The organism is Caldimonas hydrothermalis (assembly GCF_056746695.1).
The window spans coordinates 91,166-109,984 of sequence record NZ_JBWQXA010000011.1; the positions used below are offsets into that span (position 1 = coordinate 91,166).

Here is an 18,819-nt window from a genome sequence, read left to right on the forward strand (position 1 = left end):
GACCTACATGCGGAAGTGCTCGCCGAGATAGACCTTTCGCACGTCGGCGTTCTCGACGATCTCGGAGGGCGTGCCCTGGGCCAGCACCCGCCCCTCGCTGATGATGTAGGCGTGGTCGCAGATGCCCAGGGTCTCGCGCACGTTGTGGTCGGTGATGAGCACCCCGATGCCGCGCGCCTTGAGGAAGCCGATGATGCGCTGGATCTCGATCACCGCGATCGGATCGACCCCGGCGAAGGGCTCGTCCAGCAGGATGAAGCGCGGCTGCGTGGCCAGCGCCCGCGCGATCTCCACGCGGCGGCGCTCGCCGCCCGACAGCGACGGGGCCGGCGCATGGCGCAGCTTCTCGATCGACAGCTCGGCCAGCAGCTCGTCGAGCTGGTGCGCGATCACCGTCTCGTCCAGTGGCCGGCCCTGCGCGTCACGCTGCAACTCCAGCACCGCGCGGATGTTCTCCTCGACCGAAAGCTTGCGGAAGATCGAGGCCTCCTGCGGCAGGTAGCTCAGGCCCAGGCGTGAACGCTCATGGATGGGCCGGCGCTCGACGCGCCGGCCATCGATGCGGATCTCGCCGGCGTCCACCGGCACCAGGCCCACGATCATGTAGAAGCTGGTGGTCTTGCCTGCCCCGTTGGGGCCCAGCAGGCCCACGACCTCGCCGCTTCTGACCGACAGGTGCACGTCCTTGACCACCTGACGCGCGCCGTAGCGCTTTTGCAGGCCCGAGACCTCCAGACGGCTGCCCTCCCCGGGCGGCACAGGCGTGCGCAAGGGTGTCAACGCGCGTCTCCACGCCCTGCGCCGGACGACGACGGGGTCAGCACCCCGCGCACCCGGCCGTCTGCACTGCCCTCGGCGCCGCCTTGCACGCTGAAGGTCTCGGCCCTGTTGTCATAGGTGATGGTCTGGCCGCTGATCTCGTCGGCCAGCTCCGGGCCGCGCAGGCGCCGGATCACGGCCTGGCCGCTCAGTCGCAGCGTGTCGGTGCGGCTGTCGTAGTCGATGCGGCTGGCGCGGCCTTCGATGTGCTCGTCCACGCCGTCGCGCTTGCGGCGGAAGGTGGCCGGTTCGGCCGCCCCGGTGGCCGTGGCGCTGTGGTGGCCTTCGGCAGACTGGCGCACCTCCACCCGGTCAGCGCGCAGCACCAAGGGGCCCTTGATGAGCTCGACCCGGCCAGTCAGCACGTTCACCCGGCGCGCATCGTCATAGCGCAGGCTGTCGGCCGTGAAATGCAAGGGCTGGTCCCGCTCGCTCTCGGCCCAGGCCGCCGGGCCCAGCAACAGCGCCAAGGCCAGGGCCAGCCCCGGCGTGCTGCGCCAGGGTCGTCCGAGGGGGGGGAGGGAAGGGCTCATGACGGCATGAAACTTGCAGTTCCATGCCATTCTAGCCCAGGGAACGGCCCTCGCGCGAGGGCCGGCAGCAGGTTTCGTGCCGGGGCGGGCCGAACAGGCCGCTCAGCGGCCGGCGCGCGCCTGGCCGATCAGGTAGTCGGCCACCTGCAGCGAACGCTCCAGCGATCCGGCCAGGGCCCCGGAGGTCCAGTAGCGGCCGTTGATGCCGATGGCCGGCACGCCGTCGATCTTGTAGCCCTCGGCGATCTGCTTGGCCTGGCGGGTCTTGGTCTGCACGCCGAAAGAATTGAAGGCCTCGAGGAACTTGGCGCGATCGACCCCCTGGCGAGCCATGAAGTCGGCGATGGCCTCGGGCTTGTTCAGCGGGTTGCGTTCGACATGAACCGCATGGAAGACCTTCTTGTGCAGGGCCTGGACCTGTCCCAGGGCCTCCAGCGCGTAGTAGATGCGCTGGTGCACGACGAACTCGTCGCGGAAGGCCACCGGCACGCGGCGGTAGACCACATCGGCCGGCAGCTTGGCAGCCCAGGGTTCGATCATGGGCTGAAAGCGGTTGCAATGCGGGCAGCCGTACCAGAAGAACTCGACGACCTCGATCTTGCCCTCGGCACCGCCGGCCAGGGGCGGGCGCAGCACCACGTAATCGCTGCCCGCCTTGGGGGCCTGGGCCCGCGCCGCCCCAGACCCCAGGCCGGCCAGCGCCAGGGCAGCCGCCCATCCAACGGTGGTGAATTCGCGTCGCTTCATCGAGTCATCCTTTCATTCTTCACGACATAACGCAGCCCGGGTGGATCCGGCCGACCAGCGCAAGTTCAGCCGCCCGTCGCCTGGGCCCTCCCGTTCAGCGCTGCATGCGCACCAGGGCCGCATCGATGCCGTTGCTCTTGAGCCGGTCCTGGGCGCGGTCGGCCTCGGCCTGGGTGTCGAAGGGACCCAGGCGCACCCGGTAGACGGTGCGGCCACCCTGCTCGCGTTCGGTCACGCGGGCGCTTAAGCCCATCATCGCCAGCCGGGCGCGCTGCTGCTCGGCCTCCTCGGCGCGCGTGAAGGCCCCAGCCTGCACGAAATAGACCAGCGCCGCCTCGGTGGCCGCGGCCGGTGCCGGGTCGGCGCCGGAGAGGATGGCCGCCGGGTCGCGTGCGGCCGGCCGCGCCGTGCCCTGGCGCAGCCCCGGCGGCACGTCAGGCAGCGGCTGGGAGGCCGCCGGCGCCTGGGCGGGCGGCGCGGCGCTGCGCCCCTGCAGCGGGGCATTGGGGTTCCAGTGGCGGTTGCGCTCGGCCTCGGCCGCCTCCTGCTCGGCCGTGCGCGCCGGCACCTTGTTGATGAAGGGAATGGGCACCTTGGTGACATACAGCGCCACCGCCAGGGCCAGGGCCAGGCCGACCAGCACCCCCACCACCAGGCCCAGGGCGAATCCGCCGCGTTGCTTTTTCATCGGGAAGGTTGTCCTTGCAGGAACGGGCACATGCACCCCATTGTGGCGCAGCGCCCGGTGTCACATCTTGGCCGGCGCGTTCACGCCCAGCACGGACAGGCCGTTGTGCAGCACCTGGCGCGTGGCCACCAGCAGGGCCACCCGTGCGCGCGCCAGCTCGGCGTCGTCCACCAAGAAGCGCTCGGCCGCGTAGTAGGTGTGGAAGGCGCTGGCCACGTCGCGCAGATAAAAGGCCACGTCGTGCGGCGCCAGGTCGCGCGCGGCCGCCGACAGCATGCCGGGGTACTCGGCCAGCTTGAGCATGAGCGCCGCCTCGGCCGGCATCACCAGGCGGCCGAGGTCGGCGCGCGGCAAGCCGGCCAGATCGCCGCCATGCTGCTGGCGCCATTGCTCGACCACCGAGCAGATGCGCGCGTGGGCGTACTGCACGTAGTACACCGGGTTTTCGTCGTTCTGCTTGAGCGCCAGGTCCACGTCGAAGGTGAACTCGGTGTCGGCCTTGCGACTGATCAGGAAGAAGCGCACCGCGTCGCGGCTGGTCCAGTCGATGAGGTCACGCAGGGTCACGTAGGAGCCGGCCCGCTTGGAGATCTTCACCTCCTGCCCACCGCGCATCACAGTGACCATCTTGTGCAGCACGTAGTCCGGATAGCCCTCGGGGATGCCCACCCCGGCGGCCTGCAGGCCGGCGCGCACGCGAGCGATCGTGCCGTGGTGGTCGGAGCCCTGGATGTTGATGACCTTGGTGTAGCCCCGCTCCCACTTGGCGATGTGGTAGGCCACATCGGGCACGAAGTAGGTGTAGGTGCCGTCGGACTTGCGCATCACGCGGTCCTTGTCGTCACCGTAGTCGGTGGTGCGCAGCCACAGGGCGCCGTCGCGTTCGTAGGTCTTGCCTGCCTCGATGAGGCGCTGCACGGTGCGCTCGACGCGCCCACTGGTGTACAGGCTCGACTCCAGGTAATAGTTGTCGAACTTCACGCCGAAGGCCTGCAGATCCAGGTCCTGCTCGTGGCGCAGGTAGGCCACCGCGAACTGACGGATGCCGTCGAGGTCGTCCGGGTCGCCCGAGGCGGTGAACTCGCGGTCGTCGGCCTTGACGGTCTTCTTGGCCAGGAAGTCGGCGGCGATGTCGGCGATGTACTCGCCGTTGTAGGCCGACTCGGGCCAGCCGGGGTCGCCGGGCTTGAGCCCCTTGATGCGGCATTGGGTGGAGATCGCCAACGTCTGGATCTGCACGCCCGCGTCGTTGTAGTAGAACTCGCGCGTGACCTGGTCGCCCTGGGTCTCGAACAGGCGGCAGATCGCATCGCCGAGCGCGGCCTGACGGCCATGGCCGACGTGCAGCGGCCCGGTGGGGTTGGCCGAGACGAACTCCACCATCACATGCCGGCCGGTGGCGGCCTGGCGCCCGTAGGCCTCGCCACTGGCCAGGATGTCGGCCACCACGGCCTGCTTGGCCGCGGGCTTGAGGCGCAGATTGATGAAGCCCGGACCGGCAACCTCCAGGCTGTCGACCCAGCGCTCGAAGGCCTCGCGCCGGCGCAGGCCGTCCACCAGGGCCTGCGCCAGCTCGCGCGGGTTCTTCTTCAGCGCTCGGGCGAGCTGCATCGCGCAGGTGATCGCCAGATCACCATGTGCGGCCTGCTTGGGGCTTTCGAAGGCGGCCACCGCAGCGGCGTCGGGGGCCAGGGCCGCCAGTTCGGCGGCCAGGTCGTCCAGGAGTTCTTGCTTGGCGCGGATCATCCGGGGATTTTACGGTTGCGCCCCGCCCGGGCCGCCCCCGCAGGTAGACACAGTTCGATACATCTGCGGCGGCCCCGGCTTGCGCGGCGCCGGTCGCGATGAAATGATGCGCAGGTCATGACGCCCCCGCCTGCCCCCACCGACAAGACGCCCGCCGGGCCGCCGGCCGGCCTGCCCGCCCACATCGGCGAGTACCGGGTGGTGCGCAAGCTCGGCGAGGGCGCCACCAGCGAGGTCTTCCTGTGTCGCGACGCCTTCCACGACCGCGACGTGGCCGTCAAGCGGGTGCGCCCTGCCGCGCTGCGCGACCCGGTGGACGGGCGCTACTACTCGCGCTTTTTCGCCGCCGAAGCCTCGCTGGTCGGTCGGCTGCACCACCCCCACATCGTGCAGCTGTTCGATGCGGTGGACGGGCCCGAGGAGCCCTACCTGGTGATGGAGTATGTCGAGGGCACCACGCTCAAGCCGTATTGCCGGGCCGACCAGTTGCTGCCGCTGGAGCTCATCGTCGAGATCGGCTTCAAGTGCGCGATGGCGCTGGGCTACGTCTTCCGCCAGGGGCTGATCCACCGCGACATCAAGCCGGCCAACATCCTGGCGGTGACCAGCGCCGGTCAGATCACCGACGTGAAGCTCACCGATTTCGGCAGCGTGCTGCACCTGCAGGCCGACACCACCCAGGTGCACCGCGTGGGCTCGCTGGCCTACATGTCGCCCGAGCAGATCGACGGGGCGCCGCTGAGCGCCCAATCGGACATGTATTCCCTGGCTGCGGTGCTCTACCACCTGATCACCGGCCACCCGCCGGTGGAGGCCCGCTCGCAGGGCGAGATGATCCAGCAGGTGCTGTACGGGCCGGTGGTGGCGCCCAGCGAGCGCCGCCAGGGCGTGTCCACCGCGGTGGACGAGGTGATCCTGCGCGCGCTGAACAAGGCTGCGGCCGACCGCTACGACCACTGGGACGACTTCGCCCACGCGCTGGCCGGCTTGATCGCCAGCCGCCAGGTGCCGCGCGGCAACCTCCAGGCCGTGCTCGATTCCGAACGCTTCAGCCTGCTGCGCTCGCTGGACTTCTTCCGCCACTTCGATGACGTCGAGCTGTGGGAGGTGGTGCACCAGGCCCGCTGGCAGCGCTTCGGCTTCGGCCACAAGCTGATGTCGCGCGGCGAGCGCGGGCGCGACTTCCACGTCATCGCGCAGGGGGCCGTGGATGTGCTGCGCGACGGGCTGCGCGTCGAATCCCTCGGGGCGGGCTCCACCGTGGGCGAGATGGCGTATCTCGCGCCCAGCAAGGAGCCGCGGCTGCGCACCGCCGACGTGGTCGTGACCGAGCCGGCCACCACGATCGCCTTCACGCCCGAGAGCCTGCGCCGCATGAGCCTGGCCTGCCGCGACCGCTTCAACGAGGCCTTCATCGCGGTGCTGGTGCGCCGTCTGCATGCGGCGCACGAAGCCTTGTCACACCCTCAGCGCATCCTGTGATGCCGTTTCTTCCACACCTGGAGACCCCTGTCATGAAGAACCTCCTGATCGCCGCCACCCTGGCCCTGGCGGCCAGTGCCTGCCTGGCCCAGCAAGCCAAGGAGCCCACCCGCCAGCAGACCCGCATGGCCGAGTGCAACCAGAAGGCCGCCGACCTCAAGGGCGAGGAACGCAAGGCCTTCATGAAGGACTGCCTGACCGACAAGCGCAAGGCCCAACAGGACAAGATGAAGGCCTGCAACACGCAGGCCGGGGATCTGAAGGGCGACGAGCGCAAGGCCTTCATGAGCAACTGCCTCAGGAAGGACTGATCAGCGCGTCCAGACCCCGCGCGCCAGCAAGGCGCCTGCCAGCGGCAGCAGCAACAGCGCATGGGCCTGGATCATGACCCAGCGGCGCGCCTGGCGCACTTCCCCTTCCGGGGGGAGCCCCTGGCCGGCCGCCAGCGCCGCGCGCCAGCGGCGGTAGGCCCGCGCCGGCGGGATGGCCATCAGGCCGATGGCGACAAAGACGGTGAGCTTCAGGTGCAGCAGCGGCTGCGCCCAGGCCCAGTCCCAGCCCTTCGCGCCCCACCAGGCCCGCGCCAGCCCGGTGGCCAGCACGCTCAGGGCCGCCGCGTCGGTCAGGCGGTCCAGCCGGCCCAGGCGGTGCACCACCGCGGCGTTCATCCACTCCACACGGCACAGCGCGGCCTGGCTGGTCATGAACACGACCAGGCCGAGGATGGCGGCGATGTGGGCATAGGCCAGCAGGGCTTCGAGCAGCATCGTCAGGGCTCCTGAGGGGTCTGGGCGGGCGCGGGCGGACGCCAGTAGGCCGCATCGCCATAGGTGTGCTTGAGGAAGTCGATCCACAGCCGCACGCGCAGCGGCAGGTGCTTGCGCTGCGCGAAGACGGCATAGATGCCATTGGGCGGGGCAGCGAAGTCGTCGAGCACGCTCACCAGGCGGCCGGCGGCGATGTCGCCCTCCACCTCCCAGGTCGAGCGCCAGGCCAGGCCCAGGCCGGCCAGGCACCACTCGTGCAGCACCTGGCCGTCGGAGCAGTCCACGCGCGAGGGAGGCCGCACGTGGACGAGCGCCCCGTCCACCGTGAAGGCCCAGCCGCGCGTCTGGCTGGCATCCGAACTGAGGGTGAGGCAGTCGTGCTGGCTCAGCTCGGACGGATGCTGCGGCGCGGGCCGGCGCTGGAGGTAGGCCGGCGAGGCCACGCACAGGCGGCGGTTGTCGGCCAGGCGCAGGCTCACCAGGCTGGAGTCGGGCAGGTCGCCCACGCGCACCGCGCAGTCGAACCCCTCGTTGACGATGTCCACCACCCGGTCGGACAGGTTCAGCGACAGCGAGACCTCGGGGTGCAGTTGCAGGAAGCGCGGCACCAGCGGGGCCACATGGCGGCGCCCGAAGCCGGCCGGCGCGGTCACGCGCAGGTGCCCACTGGCCTTGACGCCGCCGGCCGAGACGCTCGCCTCGGCGTTGGCCAGGTCGGTGAGCAGGCGCTGGCAGTCCTCCAGGAAGGCACTGCCCTCGTGCGTGAGGCTGATGCGCCGTGTCGTGCGCACCAGCAGCTTCACGCCCAGCCGAGCCTCCAACGCATCGATGCGCCGACCGATCACGGCCGGCGCCACCCCTTCGAGGTTGGCCGCCGCCGTCAGGCTGCCTTTGGTGGCCACCTGGACAAAAGATTCGATCTGTTTGAGTCTATCCATGACGGATTCGTCACAAATCATCCGCCAGACTACGCCTCGAAAAGTCAAAGATCAAGCGATTTTTCGGGGATTAATTGTTGAGTCTGGTTTGAATACAGTGCCACTCATGGCCACCTCCCCCTTGCCTTTCCAGGCCGTGCTTTTCGACGCCTACGGCACGCTGTTCGACGTGTACAGCGTGGCGCTGGTGGCCGAGCAGCTCTTCCCCGGCCGTGGCGAGGCCCTGGCCGCGCTGTGGCGCGACAAGCAGATCGAATACACCCGGCTGGTGAGCATGGCCGATGCACAGGGCGCGCGCTACCGGCCCTTCTGGGAGCTCACGCGCGACGGGCTGCGCCACGCCTGTGCGCGCCTGGGGCTGCCGCTGTCGCGCGAACGCGAGGAGCGGCTGATGAACCAGTACCGCCACCTCAGCGCCTTCCCCGAAAACCGCGAGACGCTGCGGGCCCTGCGCGCCCGGGGGCTGCCCACCGGCATCCTGAGCAACGGCGACCCGGCGATGCTGGAGGTGGCCGTCAAGAGCGCCGGTCTGGCTGACGTGCTCGACCATGTCATCAGCGTCGAGCCGGTGCGCTGCTTCAAGCCCGACCCGCGCGTCTATGCCTTGGGCCTGGAGGTGCTGCGTCGCCGCCAGCCCACGCTGACGCCCCGCCAGGTGTTGTTCGTCTCCAGCAACGGCTGGGATGCAGTGGGCGCCACCTGGTTCGGCTACACCACCTTCTGGCTCAACCGCAGCGGCGCAGCGCCGGAGGAACTGGGCACCGCCCCCAGCTACGAGGGCCGCCACTTGCGCGAGCTGCTGGCCCTGGTCGACGGTGTGGCGCCCCGCCCCGCCCGCCCCTGAGCCCCCGGCCCGATCCCCTTCTTCTTTCATCCGAGGACACGACCCATGAGCAACCGCACCACCGTCCATCGACTGCAAGTCGCCACCGAGTTGTACCGATTCATCGAAGACCAGGTGCTGCCGGCCACCGGGGTGGACAGCCGCGCCTTCTGGGCCGGCTTCGATGCGATCGTGCACGATCTGGCCCCGAAGAATGCGGCGCTGCTGGCCGAGCGCGACCGCCTGCAGGCCGAGCTCGACGCCTGGCATGCCGCCCACCCCGGCCCGATCACCGATCTGCCGGCTTACCGCGCCTTCCTGGAGCGCATCGGCTACCTGCTGCCCCAGCCTGCGCACGTGCAGGCCACCACGGCCAACGTGGACGACGAGCTGGCCGTGCAGGCCGGGCCGCAGCTGGTGGTGCCCATCCTGAACGCCCGCTATGCGCTCAACGCCGCCAACGCGCGCTGGGGCTCGCTGTATGACGCGCTGTACGGCACCGACGCCATCCCCGAGACCGACGGTGCCGAAAAGGGCACGGGTTACAACCCGGTGCGCGGCGCCAAGGTGATCGCATTCGCGCGCAACTTCCTCGACCAGGCCGCGCCGCTGGCCCAGGGCTCGCACAAGGACGCCACCGGCTACCGCGTCGAAGGCGGCCAGTTGCGTGTGACGCTGCGCAGCGGCAGCACCGGCCTGCAAGACCCGGCCCAGTTCGTCGGCTACCAGGGCGAGCCGCTCGCCCCCTCGGCCGTGCTGCTGCGCCACCACGGCCTGCACGTGGAGATCCGCATCGACCGCCACAGCGCCATCGGCGCCACCGATCCGGCCGGCGTGGCCGATGTGGTGCTGGAGTCCGCGCTGTCGACCATCCTGGACCTGGAGGACTCGGTGGCCGCGGTGGATGCGGCCGACAAGGTGGCCGGCTACCGCAACTGGCTGGGCATCCTGCAAGGCACGCTGACCGAGGAGGTCTCCAAGGGCGGCAAGACCTTCACGCGCCGCATGAACCCCGACCGCGAGTACACCGGGCCCGACGGCCGACCGGTGGTGCTGCATGGCCGCTCACTGCTGTTCGTGCGCAACGTGGGTCACCTGATGACCAACCCGGCCATCCTGTACGACGGCGGTAAGGAAATCCCGGAAGGGATCATGGACGCGGTGATCACGACCACCATCGCGCTCGTCGACCTGCAGCGCCAGGGCGGGTTGCGCAATTCGCGCACCGGCAGCGTCTACATCGTCAAGCCCAAGATGCACGGCCCGGCCGAGGTGGCCTTCGCCAGCGAGCTGTTCGGCCGCGTCGAGCAACTGCTGGGCCTGCCCGACAGCACCGTCAAGCTGGGCATCATGGACGAGGAGCGCCGCACCAGCGTGAACCTGAAGGCCTGCATCGCCGCGGCGGCCAGCCGCGTGGCTTTCATCAACACCGGCTTCCTCGACCGCACCGGCGACGAGATCCACACCGCCATGCGCGCCGGCCCCATGCTGCGCAAGGGCGACATGAAGACCACGAAGTGGATCGCCGCCTACGAGCGCAACAACGTGCTGGTGGGCCTGAAGTGCGGCCTGCGCGGGCGCGCCCAGATCGGCAAGGGCATGTGGGCCATGCCCGACCTGATGGCCGCGATGCTCGAACAGAAGATCGCCCACCCCAAGGCTGGCGCCAACACCGCCTGGGTGCCCTCGCCCACCGCCGCCACGCTGCATGCGCTGCACTACCACCAGGTGGACGTGGCGGCGGTCCAGCGCGAGCTGGAAAACATCGACGCCGATGCGCAACGCGATGCGATCCTGAACGACTTGCTGCAAGTGCCGGTGGCCCCGAGCCCGAACTGGTCCGCCGCCGAGAAGCAGCAGGAGCTCGACAACAACGTGCAGGGCATCCTGGGCTACGTGGTGCGCTGGATCGACCAGGGCGTGGGCTGCTCCAAGGTGCCCGACATCCACAATGTGGGCCTGATGGAAGACCGTGCGACGCTGCGCATCTCCAGCCAGCACATCGCCAACTGGCTGCTGCACGGCGTCGTGAGCGAGGCCCAGGTGCGTGAGACCTTCGCCCGCATGGCCGCGGTGGTGGACCGTCAAAACGCCGGCGACCCCGCCTACAAGAGCCTGGTGGCCCACCCCGAGGGCGCCGCCTTCCAGGCTGCCCTGGATCTGGTCTTCAAGGGCGTGGAGCAGCCCAGCGGCTACACCGAGCCGCTGCTGCATGCTTGGCGCTTGCGCGTCAAGGCCGGCGCTGCCAGCTGAGACGGGTTGGCGTTGAGGCGTGGCCACAGCCGGGTCTGTGGTCCCGCCTCCGGGGGGGCACAATGCGGGGGTCGAGGTCTTCTTCGCCGCATCGTCCCATGTGCCAGTTGCTCGGCATGAACTGCAACACCCCCACCGACATCGTGTTCAGCTTCACGGGCTTCGCCACGCGCTCGCGCGAGCATGCCGACGGCTTCGGCATCGCCTTTTTCGAAGGCAAGGGCGTGCGGCTCTTCGTGGACCCGCAAGCCGCCCTGCACTCGCCTGTGGCCGAGCTGGTGCGTCGCTACCCGATTCGCAGCACGAACGTGATCGCCCACATCCGCAAAGCCACCCAAGGCGACGTGCGGCTGGAGAACTGCCACCCCTTCGTGCGAGAACTCTGGGGACGCTACTGGGTGTTCGCCCACAACGGCGACCTGCAGGGCTTTGTCCCCCGCCTGCATGCGGCCTTCCGGCCGGTGGGCGACACCGACAGCGAGGCTGCCTTTTGCTGGCTGATGCAGGAGCTGGCCAAGAACCATGCGATGGTGCCCACGCCGGCCCAGCTCACCGAGACCCTGGCCGAACTGGTGCCTCAGGTCGCGCGGCACGGCACGTTCAACTTCATGCTGAGCAATGGACATGCGCTGTGGGCCCACTGCTCGACGCGCCTGCACTACCTCGTGCGCGAGCACCCCTTCCGAGCGGCCCGGCTGCAGGACGAGGACCTGAGCGTGAACTTCGCCGAGCTGGCATCGCCCCAGGACCGGGTGGCCGTGATCGTGACGGAGCCGCTCACCTGCGACGAGGCCTGGACCGCTTTTGCGCCGGGAGAGCTGATCGCCTTTGTGGACGGGCAGCCCCTGCCGAGGCTGACCCGGTCCTGACAAAAGCTCAGAAGCGGTGGCGGATGCCGAAGGCCACCGTGTTGCCGCTGTCGGTGTCGCGGATCTTGTCGTACATGTAGACCGCGTAGACGTCGGTGCGCTTGGACAGGAAGTGGTCGTAGCCCAGGCTGGCGATGTCACGCTTCGACTCGGTGGTGCCGGTGGTCTTGCGCGAGCCGTAGGAGGCCAGCACCGCGCCTTCGCGGATCTTGTAGGACGCGCCGAGCTGGAAGATCTTGTCCTTGCTGTCCACCGCACCCTGGTCTTCGCGGATCTGACCGTACTGCCCGAACAGCTTGGCCGCACCGATCGTGTAGCTGGCACCCAGCTGCACGGCCGTCTCGTCGCCGCTGTCGAACACGGCCTGGACACGCTGCGCCGAGATGCTCAGCCCGAGCGGGCCGGCGAAATACAGCACGTTGCCGCCGATGTTGGCATCGCGCGCGCCGGGCGTCTCGTCCAGGGCGTAGGTGACGGTGGCGCTCAGGCCGCCCAAGCGCGGCGAGGCATAGGTGATGCCGTTGCTCCAGCCCGAGTCGCCCGCCAGCGTGCCCGTGCCGCCGTAGTAGCTGCGGATGGCCGGCGAGAAGCCGAAGGAGTCACCGAAGGGGTTGAACAGCAGCGTCGAGACGAACATCGGCGTGGACCGCCGTCCCAGCGTGACGGTCCCGAAACTGCCGCTCAGGCCCACGTTCGCATTGCGGGCCCAGAAGGTGTCGCCGTTGAAGCGCGCTGCCTCTCCGGTGTCAGCCCGCAGAAAGTGGTCCAGCGCAAAGTGGACCGCCAGACCGCCGCCCAGGTCCTCCTTGCCGCTGAAGCCGATGTAGCTCGTGGTCATGCCGCCGGACTCGACCCGGCCCAGGCGCGGGCTTCCGCTGGTTTCGTAGGACCCGACGGCCATGTCGATCAAGCCGTACAGTTGGACGGACGACTGGGCCTGTGCGCCCGCACAGGCGCCCATGCCGAAGGCCACGGCCGCGCCGAGCCGGGCGGCATGACGGGAAGACAACTTCATGATGTGTTCACTCCTCAAAGGTTGCACAAGACGTTGCACCGTTGTGTACGCAAGAGCTGTGCCCATGCCATGGAGCGCCCAGAAAACGGAAGCGCCCGATTCCGGGTCACAATCCCTGAACCTCTGAGCTTTCGCTGAATTCCTCATGCAGCTGCAGATCAATGGCCGCCCCCACACCGTGCCCGACGAGGCCACGGATCCGTCGATGCCCCTGCTGTGGGTGCTGCGCGATGTGCTGCAGCTCACCGGCACGAAGTTCGGCTGCGGCATCGCCGCCTGCGGGGCCTGCACCGTGCGGGTGGACGGCCGGGCCGTGCGCTCGTGCGTCACGCCACTGGCCTCGGTGGCCGGGCGGTCCATCCAGACCATCGAGGGCCTGGGCACGCCGCAGGCCCCGCATCCGCTGCAAGCCGCCTGGATCGCCCACCAGGTGCCCCAGTGCGGCTACTGCCAAAGCGGCATGCTGATGGCCGCGGCGGCCCTGCTGGAGAGCACGCCCGAGCCCACCGATGCGCAGATCGATGCGGCGATCACCAACCTGTGCCGCTGCGGCACCTATCCGCGCGTGCGCGAGGCCATCCGCACGGCCGCGGTGCAGATGCGGCCGGCGCGGCCTGTGCGCCCGCCGTTGAAGCTCAAGTCCGCATGAAGCGCCGGCACTTCCTGCTCAGTGCCGCGGCGGCCGGTGGCGCGCTGGTGGTGGGCTGGGGGGCCTGGCCGGTGCGCGACCGCATCGGGCGCCGCGGCTCCCTGACGTCGAACGACCGCGAGGTCCGGCTCAACGGCTGGCTCAAGATCGCGGCCGACGGTCAGGTCGTGCTGGCGATGAACCGCAGCGAGATGGGCCAGGGCGTGCACACCGCCTTGCCGATGCTGGTGGCCGAGCAGCTCGATATCGGCCTGGAGCGCATCCGGCTCGAACAGGCCGGGCCCGAATCGCTGTATGGCAACGTCGCGATGTTCCTGGGTGCCCTGCCTTTCCACCCCGACGACCGCGAACCCGGCCATGAGACACACACGGTGCGCGCCGGCCGCTGGTTCGTGGCCAAGCTGGCGCGCGAGCTGGGCATCAACGTGACCGGCGGGTCGTCCAGCATCGCCGACGCCTGGGAAGTGCTGCCACTGGCCGCGGCCACGGCGCGTGCCGAGCTGCTGGGGGCCGCCGCGCTGCAATGGCGGCTGCCGGTGGACGAGCTGCGCATCGTGGGCGGGGTCATCGAACACGAGTCGGGGATGCGCGGGCACTTCGGCGAGTTCGCGCGGCAGGCTGCGGCGCTGACCGTCAGCGCGCGCAACATCCGCGTCAAACCGCGAGAAGCCTGGCAACTGATCGGCCGGCAACCCCTGCGCACCGACGTGCCCGCCAAGGTGAACGGCTCGGCGGTCTTTGGCATGGACGTCAAGCCCGAGGGCCTGCTCTACGCCGTGGTGCGCCACTGTCCGATGATCGGCGGCAGCCCGGCCCGGGTGGATGTCGATGCCACGTTGCGCCGTCCCGGCGTGGAGCGCGTGGTGCGCCTGGGCCGCACGGCCGGGGCCACCTCGGGCGTGGCCGTGGTGGCGCGCAGCACCTGGCATGCGATGCAGGCCGCGCGCACGATGGACGTGGTGTGGCGCCCCCCGCCCCACGACCCGGCCCTGGGCCTGCTCGACACCGAGCGCATCGACCAGGCCCTGGAACAGGCCGCCCGCCAGGCGCAGCAGGCCGCGGCCGGCCTGCCCTTCCATCGCCGCGGCGATGTGGACGCGGCCGAAGCAGCGGCGGCGCGCCATCACGAGGCGGTCTACCACGCCCCCTACCTGGCCCACGCGACGATGGAGCCGATGAACTGCACCGCCCAGGTGCGCGACGGCCGCGTCACCGTGTGGGCCCCCACCCAGGCGCCCACCTTCGCCCGCGAGGTGGCCGCGCGCGTGGCCGGCGTGGACGTGCAGGCTGTCGAGCTGCACGTCACGCTGCTGGGCGGCGGCTTCGGCCGTCGCCTGGACGTGGACTACGTGGCCCAGGCCGTGCGCGTCGCCATGGAAACCGGCGGTCGCCCGGTGCAACTGGTGTGGCCGCGCGAGGAAGACTTCACCCACGACTTCTACCGCCCCGCCGGCGTGGCCGTGATGCGTGCCGCGCTGGACGCGCGCGGCCGCCCCCAGGCCCTGCGCATGACCGTGGCCGGCGACGCCATCACGCCGCGTTGGATCGCACGCAACCGCCCGGCCTGGGCCACGCGCTTCGACGCACCCGACAAGACGGCCGCCGAGGGCTTCTTCGACCTGCCCTACGACGTGCCTCACCAGCGCATCGCGCAACAGGCCACACGCAGCGGCGTGCCCATCGGCTACTGGCGCTCGGTGGGCCATTCCCACCATGCCTTCTTCACCGAGTGCTTCATCGACGAACTGGCCCACGAAGCCGGCCAGGACCCGGTGGCCTTCCGCCTGAGCCTGCTGGACAGGCACCCGCGTTTTGCCGCCGTGCTCCAGCTTGCTGCCGACCAGGCCCAATGGGGCCGGCCGCTGCCCCCCGGCCGCGCCCGCGGCGTGGCCCTGCACGAAAGCTTCGGCTCCATCGTCGCCGAGGTGATGGAGGTGTCGCTGCACAACGGCCGCCCGCGCGTGCACCGCGTCGTGTGCGCGATCGACTGCGGCACGGTGGTGCACCCCGGCATCGTGGCCCAGCAGATGGAAGGGGGCGTGATCTTCGGGCTGAGCGCTGCGCTCTACGGGCGGGTGGACATCCGCCACGGCGAGGTGGTGCAGAAGAACTTCGACACCGCCCGCCTGCTCACGCTGGCCGAGACCCCCGTGATCGAAACCCACATCGTGCCCAGCACCCTGCCGCCCGGCGGCGTGGGCGAGCCCGCCACGCCACCGGCTGCGCCGGCCTTGGTCAATGCCTTGTTTGTGCTGACGGGCGAGCGGGTGCGGCGGCTGCCGTTGCTGGGACTCCCCGCGGTCTGAGCCCGTCCTTTGCATCCGGCTGCAGCCCGTCGGTTGAGAAAAGAAGAGAACAGAAGAGAACATCTCCGACACCCCCTTTGTGGGGATCGACATCCAACCCCTTGCGTCTATGCTCCTCACGCCAAAAACACAGCGGACCTTGAGGGAAACACATGGAGAGCGTGGGATCATGGCGACGAGTCGCCGGTAGAGGCGTCGGGCTTCTTGCAGCAGGCCTGATAGCCGCTTGCGGCGGCGGTGGCGGTGGCGGTGGCGGTGACAATGAGGATCTGTCGGTGGATTTCAGCTACGACTCAGGCACCCCCATCGTCGTCTGGCATGAGGTAGCCATGACACCCCTCATCACTGGCCTGGAGGGCAACACGCCCCGGTGCCGCTTGGTCGGCGGCGCGCTGCCCCCTGGCCTGGTGGTCAACCGGAATTGCACGATCTCAGGTACCACCTCTGACACCGGTGTGTTCGAGGCCACGGTCCGACTCACGGTCGAGGGCTATTCAGGACATGTCGATACAGACCTCCGGCTGAGCTCGTTGGAGCCTCAGCTTCGCTATCCACAGATCGATGAACTACAGACCCCCATGGCGTGGGGAGAGCCGGTGAGCTATTTGCCCCAGTTCGGCAACGGCACCTCCATCCCGAGAGAGGGCGATACCTACGCATTTAGCCTGGAGGGAACCCTGCCTGAAGGTTTGGTGTTCGACACTCAAACAGGCACCATCAGCGGCCGTCCGGTCGTCGCCGACAGCGCAGGGTACTTCCGGGTCGCAGCCACAATCACGCGCGAAGGACGAACGCGCTTCTTCCTGTCGGACGTCTACACCCCTTTGGTTGCTGCCCCGCCCTACCACGTGAGCTATCCCTATCCCGCACCGCTGCAAGTCGGCGGGAGTATCACCGTCACTCCAGACCTGTTTGGCATTCCGGAAGAGGCAACCTTGGCTTTTTCTGTGGCCGACAACGGAGAGGGCAGTGCGGTGGTGCCGCAAGGCTTGGCGCTGGATCCTCACACTGGCGTCGTATCGGGCATTGCCGCGGTTCCTTGGGAAGGGCGCATCGGCATCAATGTCTCTGTCACCCGGGCGGGGCTTACGTACACGCTTGCGCGTTCCGTCTACATCCAAGTCCAGGCCTCCAACTGAACTCCGCTTTCGCCGCAGCCCGGCTCAGCGCCGCGCCGCGTTGAGTTCGTCGCGCGTGGCCATTGCTGCGCGCCGCGCGGCCGCGGCGAAGTCGGGGCCGCTGCTCGCATAGAGCACGCTGCGGCCCACGTTGACCACCACCAGGCCGGTGATACGGCCGGCTTGCTCGCGGTAGCCGGCCTTCACGGTAGCGGTGGCGTCCCCGCCCTGGGCGCCCACGCCGGGGATCAGCAGCGGCACGGTGGGGGCCAGCTCACGCACGCGGGCGATTTCGGCGGGGAAGGTGGCGCCCACCACCAGGCCGAGCTGGCCGGTGGTGTTCCAGGGGCCCTGGGCCAGGCGAGCCAGGTGCTCGTACAGGCGAGGTTGCCCGTCCACCTCGGCCAGGCGCTGGTTCTGCAGGTCCGAGCCGCCGGGGTTGGAGGTGCGGCACAGCAGGATCGCGCCCTTGTGCGGGTAGCGCAGGTAGGGTTCGATGGAATCGAAGCCCATGAAGGGCGAGAGCGTGACGGCATCGGCCCCGTAGCGCTCGAAGGCCTCACGGGCGTACTGCTCGGCGGTGGCGCCGATGTCGCCGCGCTTGGCGTCGAGGATCACCGGCACCTGAGGCGCTGTCGTGCGGATATGGGCCATCAGCCGCTCGAGCTGGTCTTCGGCGCGGTGGGCGGCGAAGTAGGCGATCTGCGGCTTGTAGGCGATGACCAGGTCGCGTGTGGCCTCGACGATGGCCGCGCAGAAGTCGAAGATGCGCGAGGCATCGCCGCGCCAGGGCGGCGGGAACTTGGCCGGATCGGGGTCCAGCCCCACGCACATCAGCGAGTCATTGAGGCGTTCGGCGGCGTGGAGCTGGTCGATGAAAGGCATGCCCCGATTGTAGAAGGGCCCTCCTGTAGGCCCTACTTGCCGCCGTACTTGGCCAGCAGGTCGCGCGCGTCTTGCAGCAGTGCCTTGCCGCTGCCCCCACGCTTGTCCATGTCGGCCACCCATTCGTCATAGAGCGAGGCCGAGGCCGCGATCCAGTTCTCCAGCTCGCTGGCCGGCACCATGTAGAAGGTGTTGCCCCGGTCCACCGCGGCCTTGCGGCCCGCCGCCTTGCTGTCGTCCCAGATCTGGCCGATCTGCCTGGACAGCGCCATGCCGCTGTTGCGGTCGATCACCGCCTTCAGGTCGGCGCTCAGGCTGTCGTACTTCGCCTGGTTCATGCCGAAGATGAACACGGCCGAGTACAGCGCAGGCTTGGCCGGATCGGTCTCGGCATGGAACTTCACCATCTCCTGCAGGCGCAGCGAGGGCATTACCTCCCAGGGCAGCAGGAAGCCGTCGATCACGCCCTTGTTCACCGCCTCGGGAATGGCCGGCAGCGGCATGCCCACCGGCGAGGCGCCGAGCTTGGTCAAGAGCTTGTTGGTCTGGCGCGTGGGCGCGCGCATCTTCAGGCCCTTGAAGTCGGCCAGCGTGCGCACGGGCCGATCGCGCGTGTGCACATAGCCCTGGTCATGCACCCACACGGCGAGGATTTTGGTGCCGGGGAATTCCTTCAGCGCATGCTTTTGCAGATAGTCCCAGGCAGCCTGCGCGCCGGATTCGGCCGAGCGCGTCATGAAGGGCAGCTCGAACACCTCCATCATCGGGAAGCGCCCGGCGGTATAGCCCGGCAAGGTGATGGTGAGATCGGTGACGCCGTCGCGCACCTGGTCCACGAGCTGGGGCGGGGTGCCGCCCAGCGACATGGCGGGGAAGATCTGGCACTTCAGGCGGTTGTTCGACTCGGCCGCGACCTTGTCGCACCAGGGCGTGATGACACGCTGCGAGGCCATGGCCTGCGTGTTCCAGATGTGGTGGAACTTGAGCGTGACCTCCTGCGCCCCGGCCGACAGCGCCAGGGTGGCGGCAGCGGCCACGAGGCCGCGTTGGATCCAGGTTTTCATGAGAATGTCTCCTATCGGACGCGTCAAGCGCATCGTAGGCGCGCCGCGCTGCCGCCACACTGGGACAAACCGGGAGACCCGCGCAGATCGGTGCGAATGGCGTCATTGCACGCCGCC

The 18,819-nt window shown here is 69.3% G+C and carries 18 protein-coding genes; 8 read left to right on the forward strand and 10 right to left on the reverse strand.

Annotation, left to right across the window (positions count from 1 at the left end):
* Positions 1–3: 3 nt before the first annotated feature.
* The 5 genes from lptB to argS all read right to left on the reverse strand — a co-directional run bounded on the left by lptB (position 4) and on the right by argS (position 4,533).
* Complete coding sequence (gene lptB, locus AC1ECW_RS13670; protein ID WP_481202046.1) at positions 4–771, reverse strand: LPS export ABC transporter ATP-binding protein; 768 nt, start codon at positions 769–771, stop codon at positions 4–6.
* Between the two features lie 5 nt (positions 772–776).
* Entirely contained in the window at positions 777–1,352 is a 576-nt protein-coding gene (lptA, locus tag AC1ECW_RS13675) for a lipopolysaccharide transport periplasmic protein LptA (protein ID WP_481202047.1), read from the reverse strand.
* A gap of 102 nt (positions 1,353–1,454) precedes the next feature.
* Positions 1,455–2,099 carry a thiol:disulfide interchange protein DsbA/DsbL gene (locus AC1ECW_RS13680; protein ID WP_409710315.1) on the reverse strand — a complete coding sequence of 215 codons (645 nt, stop codon included), beginning with the start codon at positions 2,097–2,099 and terminating at the stop codon, positions 1,455–1,457.
* 94 nt (positions 2,100–2,193) lie between these two features.
* Positions 2,194–2,787 (reverse strand): SPOR domain-containing protein, encoded by a 594-nt coding sequence (locus AC1ECW_RS13685; RefSeq protein ID WP_409710318.1) that lies wholly within the window; start codon positions 2,785–2,787, stop codon positions 2,194–2,196.
* Between the two features lie 60 nt (positions 2,788–2,847).
* Positions 2,848–4,533, reverse strand: coding sequence for an arginine--tRNA ligase (gene argS / locus AC1ECW_RS13690; RefSeq protein WP_481202048.1), 1,686 nt, complete (start codon positions 4,531–4,533; stop codon positions 2,848–2,850).
* A gap of 117 nt (positions 4,534–4,650) precedes the next feature.
* Between argS and AC1ECW_RS13695 the strand changes: the two genes are divergently transcribed.
* The gene (locus AC1ECW_RS13695; protein WP_409707689.1) at positions 4,651–6,015 is read left to right on the forward strand and encodes a serine/threonine-protein kinase; all 1,365 of its coding nucleotides are present in this window, start codon (positions 4,651–4,653) and stop codon (positions 6,013–6,015) included.
* 32 nt (positions 6,016–6,047) lie between these two features.
* Entirely contained in the window at positions 6,048–6,326 is a 279-nt protein-coding gene (locus AC1ECW_RS13700; RefSeq protein ID WP_409707692.1) for a PsiF family protein, read from the forward strand.
* Here the strand turns inward: AC1ECW_RS13700 and AC1ECW_RS13705 are convergent, their stop codons facing one another.
* Positions 6,327–6,782, reverse strand: a complete 456-nt coding sequence (locus AC1ECW_RS13705; RefSeq protein WP_409707695.1) for a DUF2214 family protein — start codon at positions 6,780–6,782, stop codon at positions 6,327–6,329.
* 2 nt (positions 6,783–6,784) lie between these two features.
* Positions 6,785–7,720 (reverse strand): LysR family transcriptional regulator, encoded by a 936-nt coding sequence (locus AC1ECW_RS13710; protein WP_409707698.1) that lies wholly within the window; start codon positions 7,718–7,720, stop codon positions 6,785–6,787.
* 106 nt (positions 7,721–7,826) lie between these two features.
* Here AC1ECW_RS13710 and AC1ECW_RS13715 point away from each other — a divergent pair, with 106 nt between their 5' ends.
* The 3 genes from AC1ECW_RS13715 to AC1ECW_RS13725 all read left to right on the forward strand — a co-directional run bounded on the left by AC1ECW_RS13715 (position 7,827) and on the right by AC1ECW_RS13725 (position 11,665).
* Positions 7,827–8,564, forward strand: coding sequence for a haloacid dehalogenase type II (locus tag AC1ECW_RS13715; protein WP_409707701.1), 738 nt, complete (start codon positions 7,827–7,829; stop codon positions 8,562–8,564).
* 45 nt (positions 8,565–8,609) lie between these two features.
* Complete coding sequence (locus AC1ECW_RS13720; protein ID WP_409707704.1) at positions 8,610–10,796, forward strand: malate synthase G; 2,187 nt, start codon at positions 8,610–8,612, stop codon at positions 10,794–10,796.
* A gap of 98 nt (positions 10,797–10,894) precedes the next feature.
* Positions 10,895–11,665, forward strand: a complete 771-nt coding sequence (locus AC1ECW_RS13725; RefSeq protein WP_409707707.1) for a class II glutamine amidotransferase — start codon at positions 10,895–10,897, stop codon at positions 11,663–11,665.
* 7 nt (positions 11,666–11,672) lie between these two features.
* Here AC1ECW_RS13725 and AC1ECW_RS13730 read toward each other — a convergent pair whose 3' ends face one another.
* On the reverse strand, positions 11,673–12,680 hold the full coding sequence (locus AC1ECW_RS13730) for a porin (RefSeq protein ID WP_481202049.1): 1,008 nt from the start codon (positions 12,678–12,680) through the stop codon (positions 11,673–11,675).
* Positions 12,681–12,825: 145 nt separating this feature from the next.
* Here AC1ECW_RS13730 and AC1ECW_RS13735 point away from each other — a divergent pair, with 145 nt between their 5' ends.
* The 3 genes from AC1ECW_RS13735 to AC1ECW_RS13745 all read left to right on the forward strand — a co-directional run bounded on the left by AC1ECW_RS13735 (position 12,826) and on the right by AC1ECW_RS13745 (position 16,774).
* A complete protein-coding gene (locus AC1ECW_RS13735) occupies positions 12,826–13,329 on the forward strand; it encodes a (2Fe-2S)-binding protein (RefSeq protein WP_481202050.1) in 504 nt (167 codons plus the stop codon).
* Entirely contained in the window at positions 13,326–15,635 is a 2,310-nt protein-coding gene (locus tag AC1ECW_RS13740) for a xanthine dehydrogenase family protein molybdopterin-binding subunit (RefSeq protein WP_481202051.1), read from the forward strand. Before AC1ECW_RS13735 ends, AC1ECW_RS13740 begins: the two co-directional genes overlap by 4 nt.
* A 275-nt stretch (positions 15,636–15,910) precedes the next feature.
* On the forward strand, positions 15,911–16,774 hold the full coding sequence (locus AC1ECW_RS13745; RefSeq protein WP_481202052.1) for a putative Ig domain-containing protein: 864 nt from the start codon (positions 15,911–15,913) through the stop codon (positions 16,772–16,774).
* Positions 16,775–16,798: 24 nt separating this feature from the next.
* Here AC1ECW_RS13745 and pyrF read toward each other — a convergent pair whose 3' ends face one another.
* Together pyrF and AC1ECW_RS13755 are read right to left on the reverse strand one after the other, a co-directional pair.
* On the reverse strand, positions 16,799–17,638 hold the full coding sequence (pyrF, locus tag AC1ECW_RS13750) for an orotidine-5'-phosphate decarboxylase (protein WP_409703174.1): 840 nt from the start codon (positions 17,636–17,638) through the stop codon (positions 16,799–16,801).
* 32 nt (positions 17,639–17,670) lie between these two features.
* On the reverse strand, positions 17,671–18,702 hold the full coding sequence (locus AC1ECW_RS13755) for a TRAP transporter substrate-binding protein (protein ID WP_409703177.1): 1,032 nt from the start codon (positions 18,700–18,702) through the stop codon (positions 17,671–17,673).
* Positions 18,703–18,819: the final 117 nt, after the last annotated feature.

Bases quoted from the DNA above. Each gene is read 5' to 3' on its own strand.
- argS (WP_481202048.1), bottom strand. From the start codon at position 4,533: ATGATCCGCGCCAAGCAAGAACTCCTGGACGACCTGGCCGCCGAACTG.
- AC1ECW_RS13695 (WP_409707689.1), top strand. From the start codon at position 4,651: ATGACGCCCCCGCCTGCCCCCACCGACAAGACGCCCGCCGGGCCGCCG.
- AC1ECW_RS13755 (WP_409703177.1), bottom strand. From the start codon at position 18,702: ATGAAAACCTGGATCCAACGCGGCCTCGTGGCCGCTGCCGCCACCCTG.
- pyrF (WP_409703174.1), bottom strand. From the start codon at position 17,638: ATGCCTTTCATCGACCAGCTCCACGCCGCCGAACGCCTCAATGACTCG.
- AC1ECW_RS13720 (WP_409707704.1), top strand. From the start codon at position 8,610: ATGAGCAACCGCACCACCGTCCATCGACTGCAAGTCGCCACCGAGTTG.
- AC1ECW_RS13710 (WP_409707698.1), bottom strand. From the start codon at position 7,720: ATGGATAGACTCAAACAGATCGAATCTTTTGTCCAGGTGGCCACCAAA.
- AC1ECW_RS13740 (WP_481202051.1), top strand. From the start codon at position 13,326: ATGAAGCGCCGGCACTTCCTGCTCAGTGCCGCGGCGGCCGGTGGCGCG.
- lptA (WP_481202047.1), bottom strand. From the start codon at position 1,352: ATGAGCCCTTCCCTCCCCCCCCTCGGACGACCCTGGCGCAGCACGCCG.
- AC1ECW_RS13700 (WP_409707692.1), top strand. From the start codon at position 6,048: ATGAAGAACCTCCTGATCGCCGCCACCCTGGCCCTGGCGGCCAGTGCC.
- AC1ECW_RS13735 (WP_481202050.1), top strand. From the start codon at position 12,826: ATGCAGCTGCAGATCAATGGCCGCCCCCACACCGTGCCCGACGAGGCC.
- AC1ECW_RS13715 (WP_409707701.1), top strand. From the start codon at position 7,827: ATGGCCACCTCCCCCTTGCCTTTCCAGGCCGTGCTTTTCGACGCCTAC.
- AC1ECW_RS13725 (WP_409707707.1), top strand. From the start codon at position 10,895: ATGTGCCAGTTGCTCGGCATGAACTGCAACACCCCCACCGACATCGTG.
- AC1ECW_RS13705 (WP_409707695.1), bottom strand. From the start codon at position 6,782: ATGCTGCTCGAAGCCCTGCTGGCCTATGCCCACATCGCCGCCATCCTC.
- AC1ECW_RS13730 (WP_481202049.1), bottom strand. From the start codon at position 12,680: ATGAAGTTGTCTTCCCGTCATGCCGCCCGGCTCGGCGCGGCCGTGGCC.
- AC1ECW_RS13680 (WP_409710315.1), bottom strand. From the start codon at position 2,099: ATGAAGCGACGCGAATTCACCACCGTTGGATGGGCGGCTGCCCTGGCG.
- AC1ECW_RS13685 (WP_409710318.1), bottom strand. From the start codon at position 2,787: ATGAAAAAGCAACGCGGCGGATTCGCCCTGGGCCTGGTGGTGGGGGTG.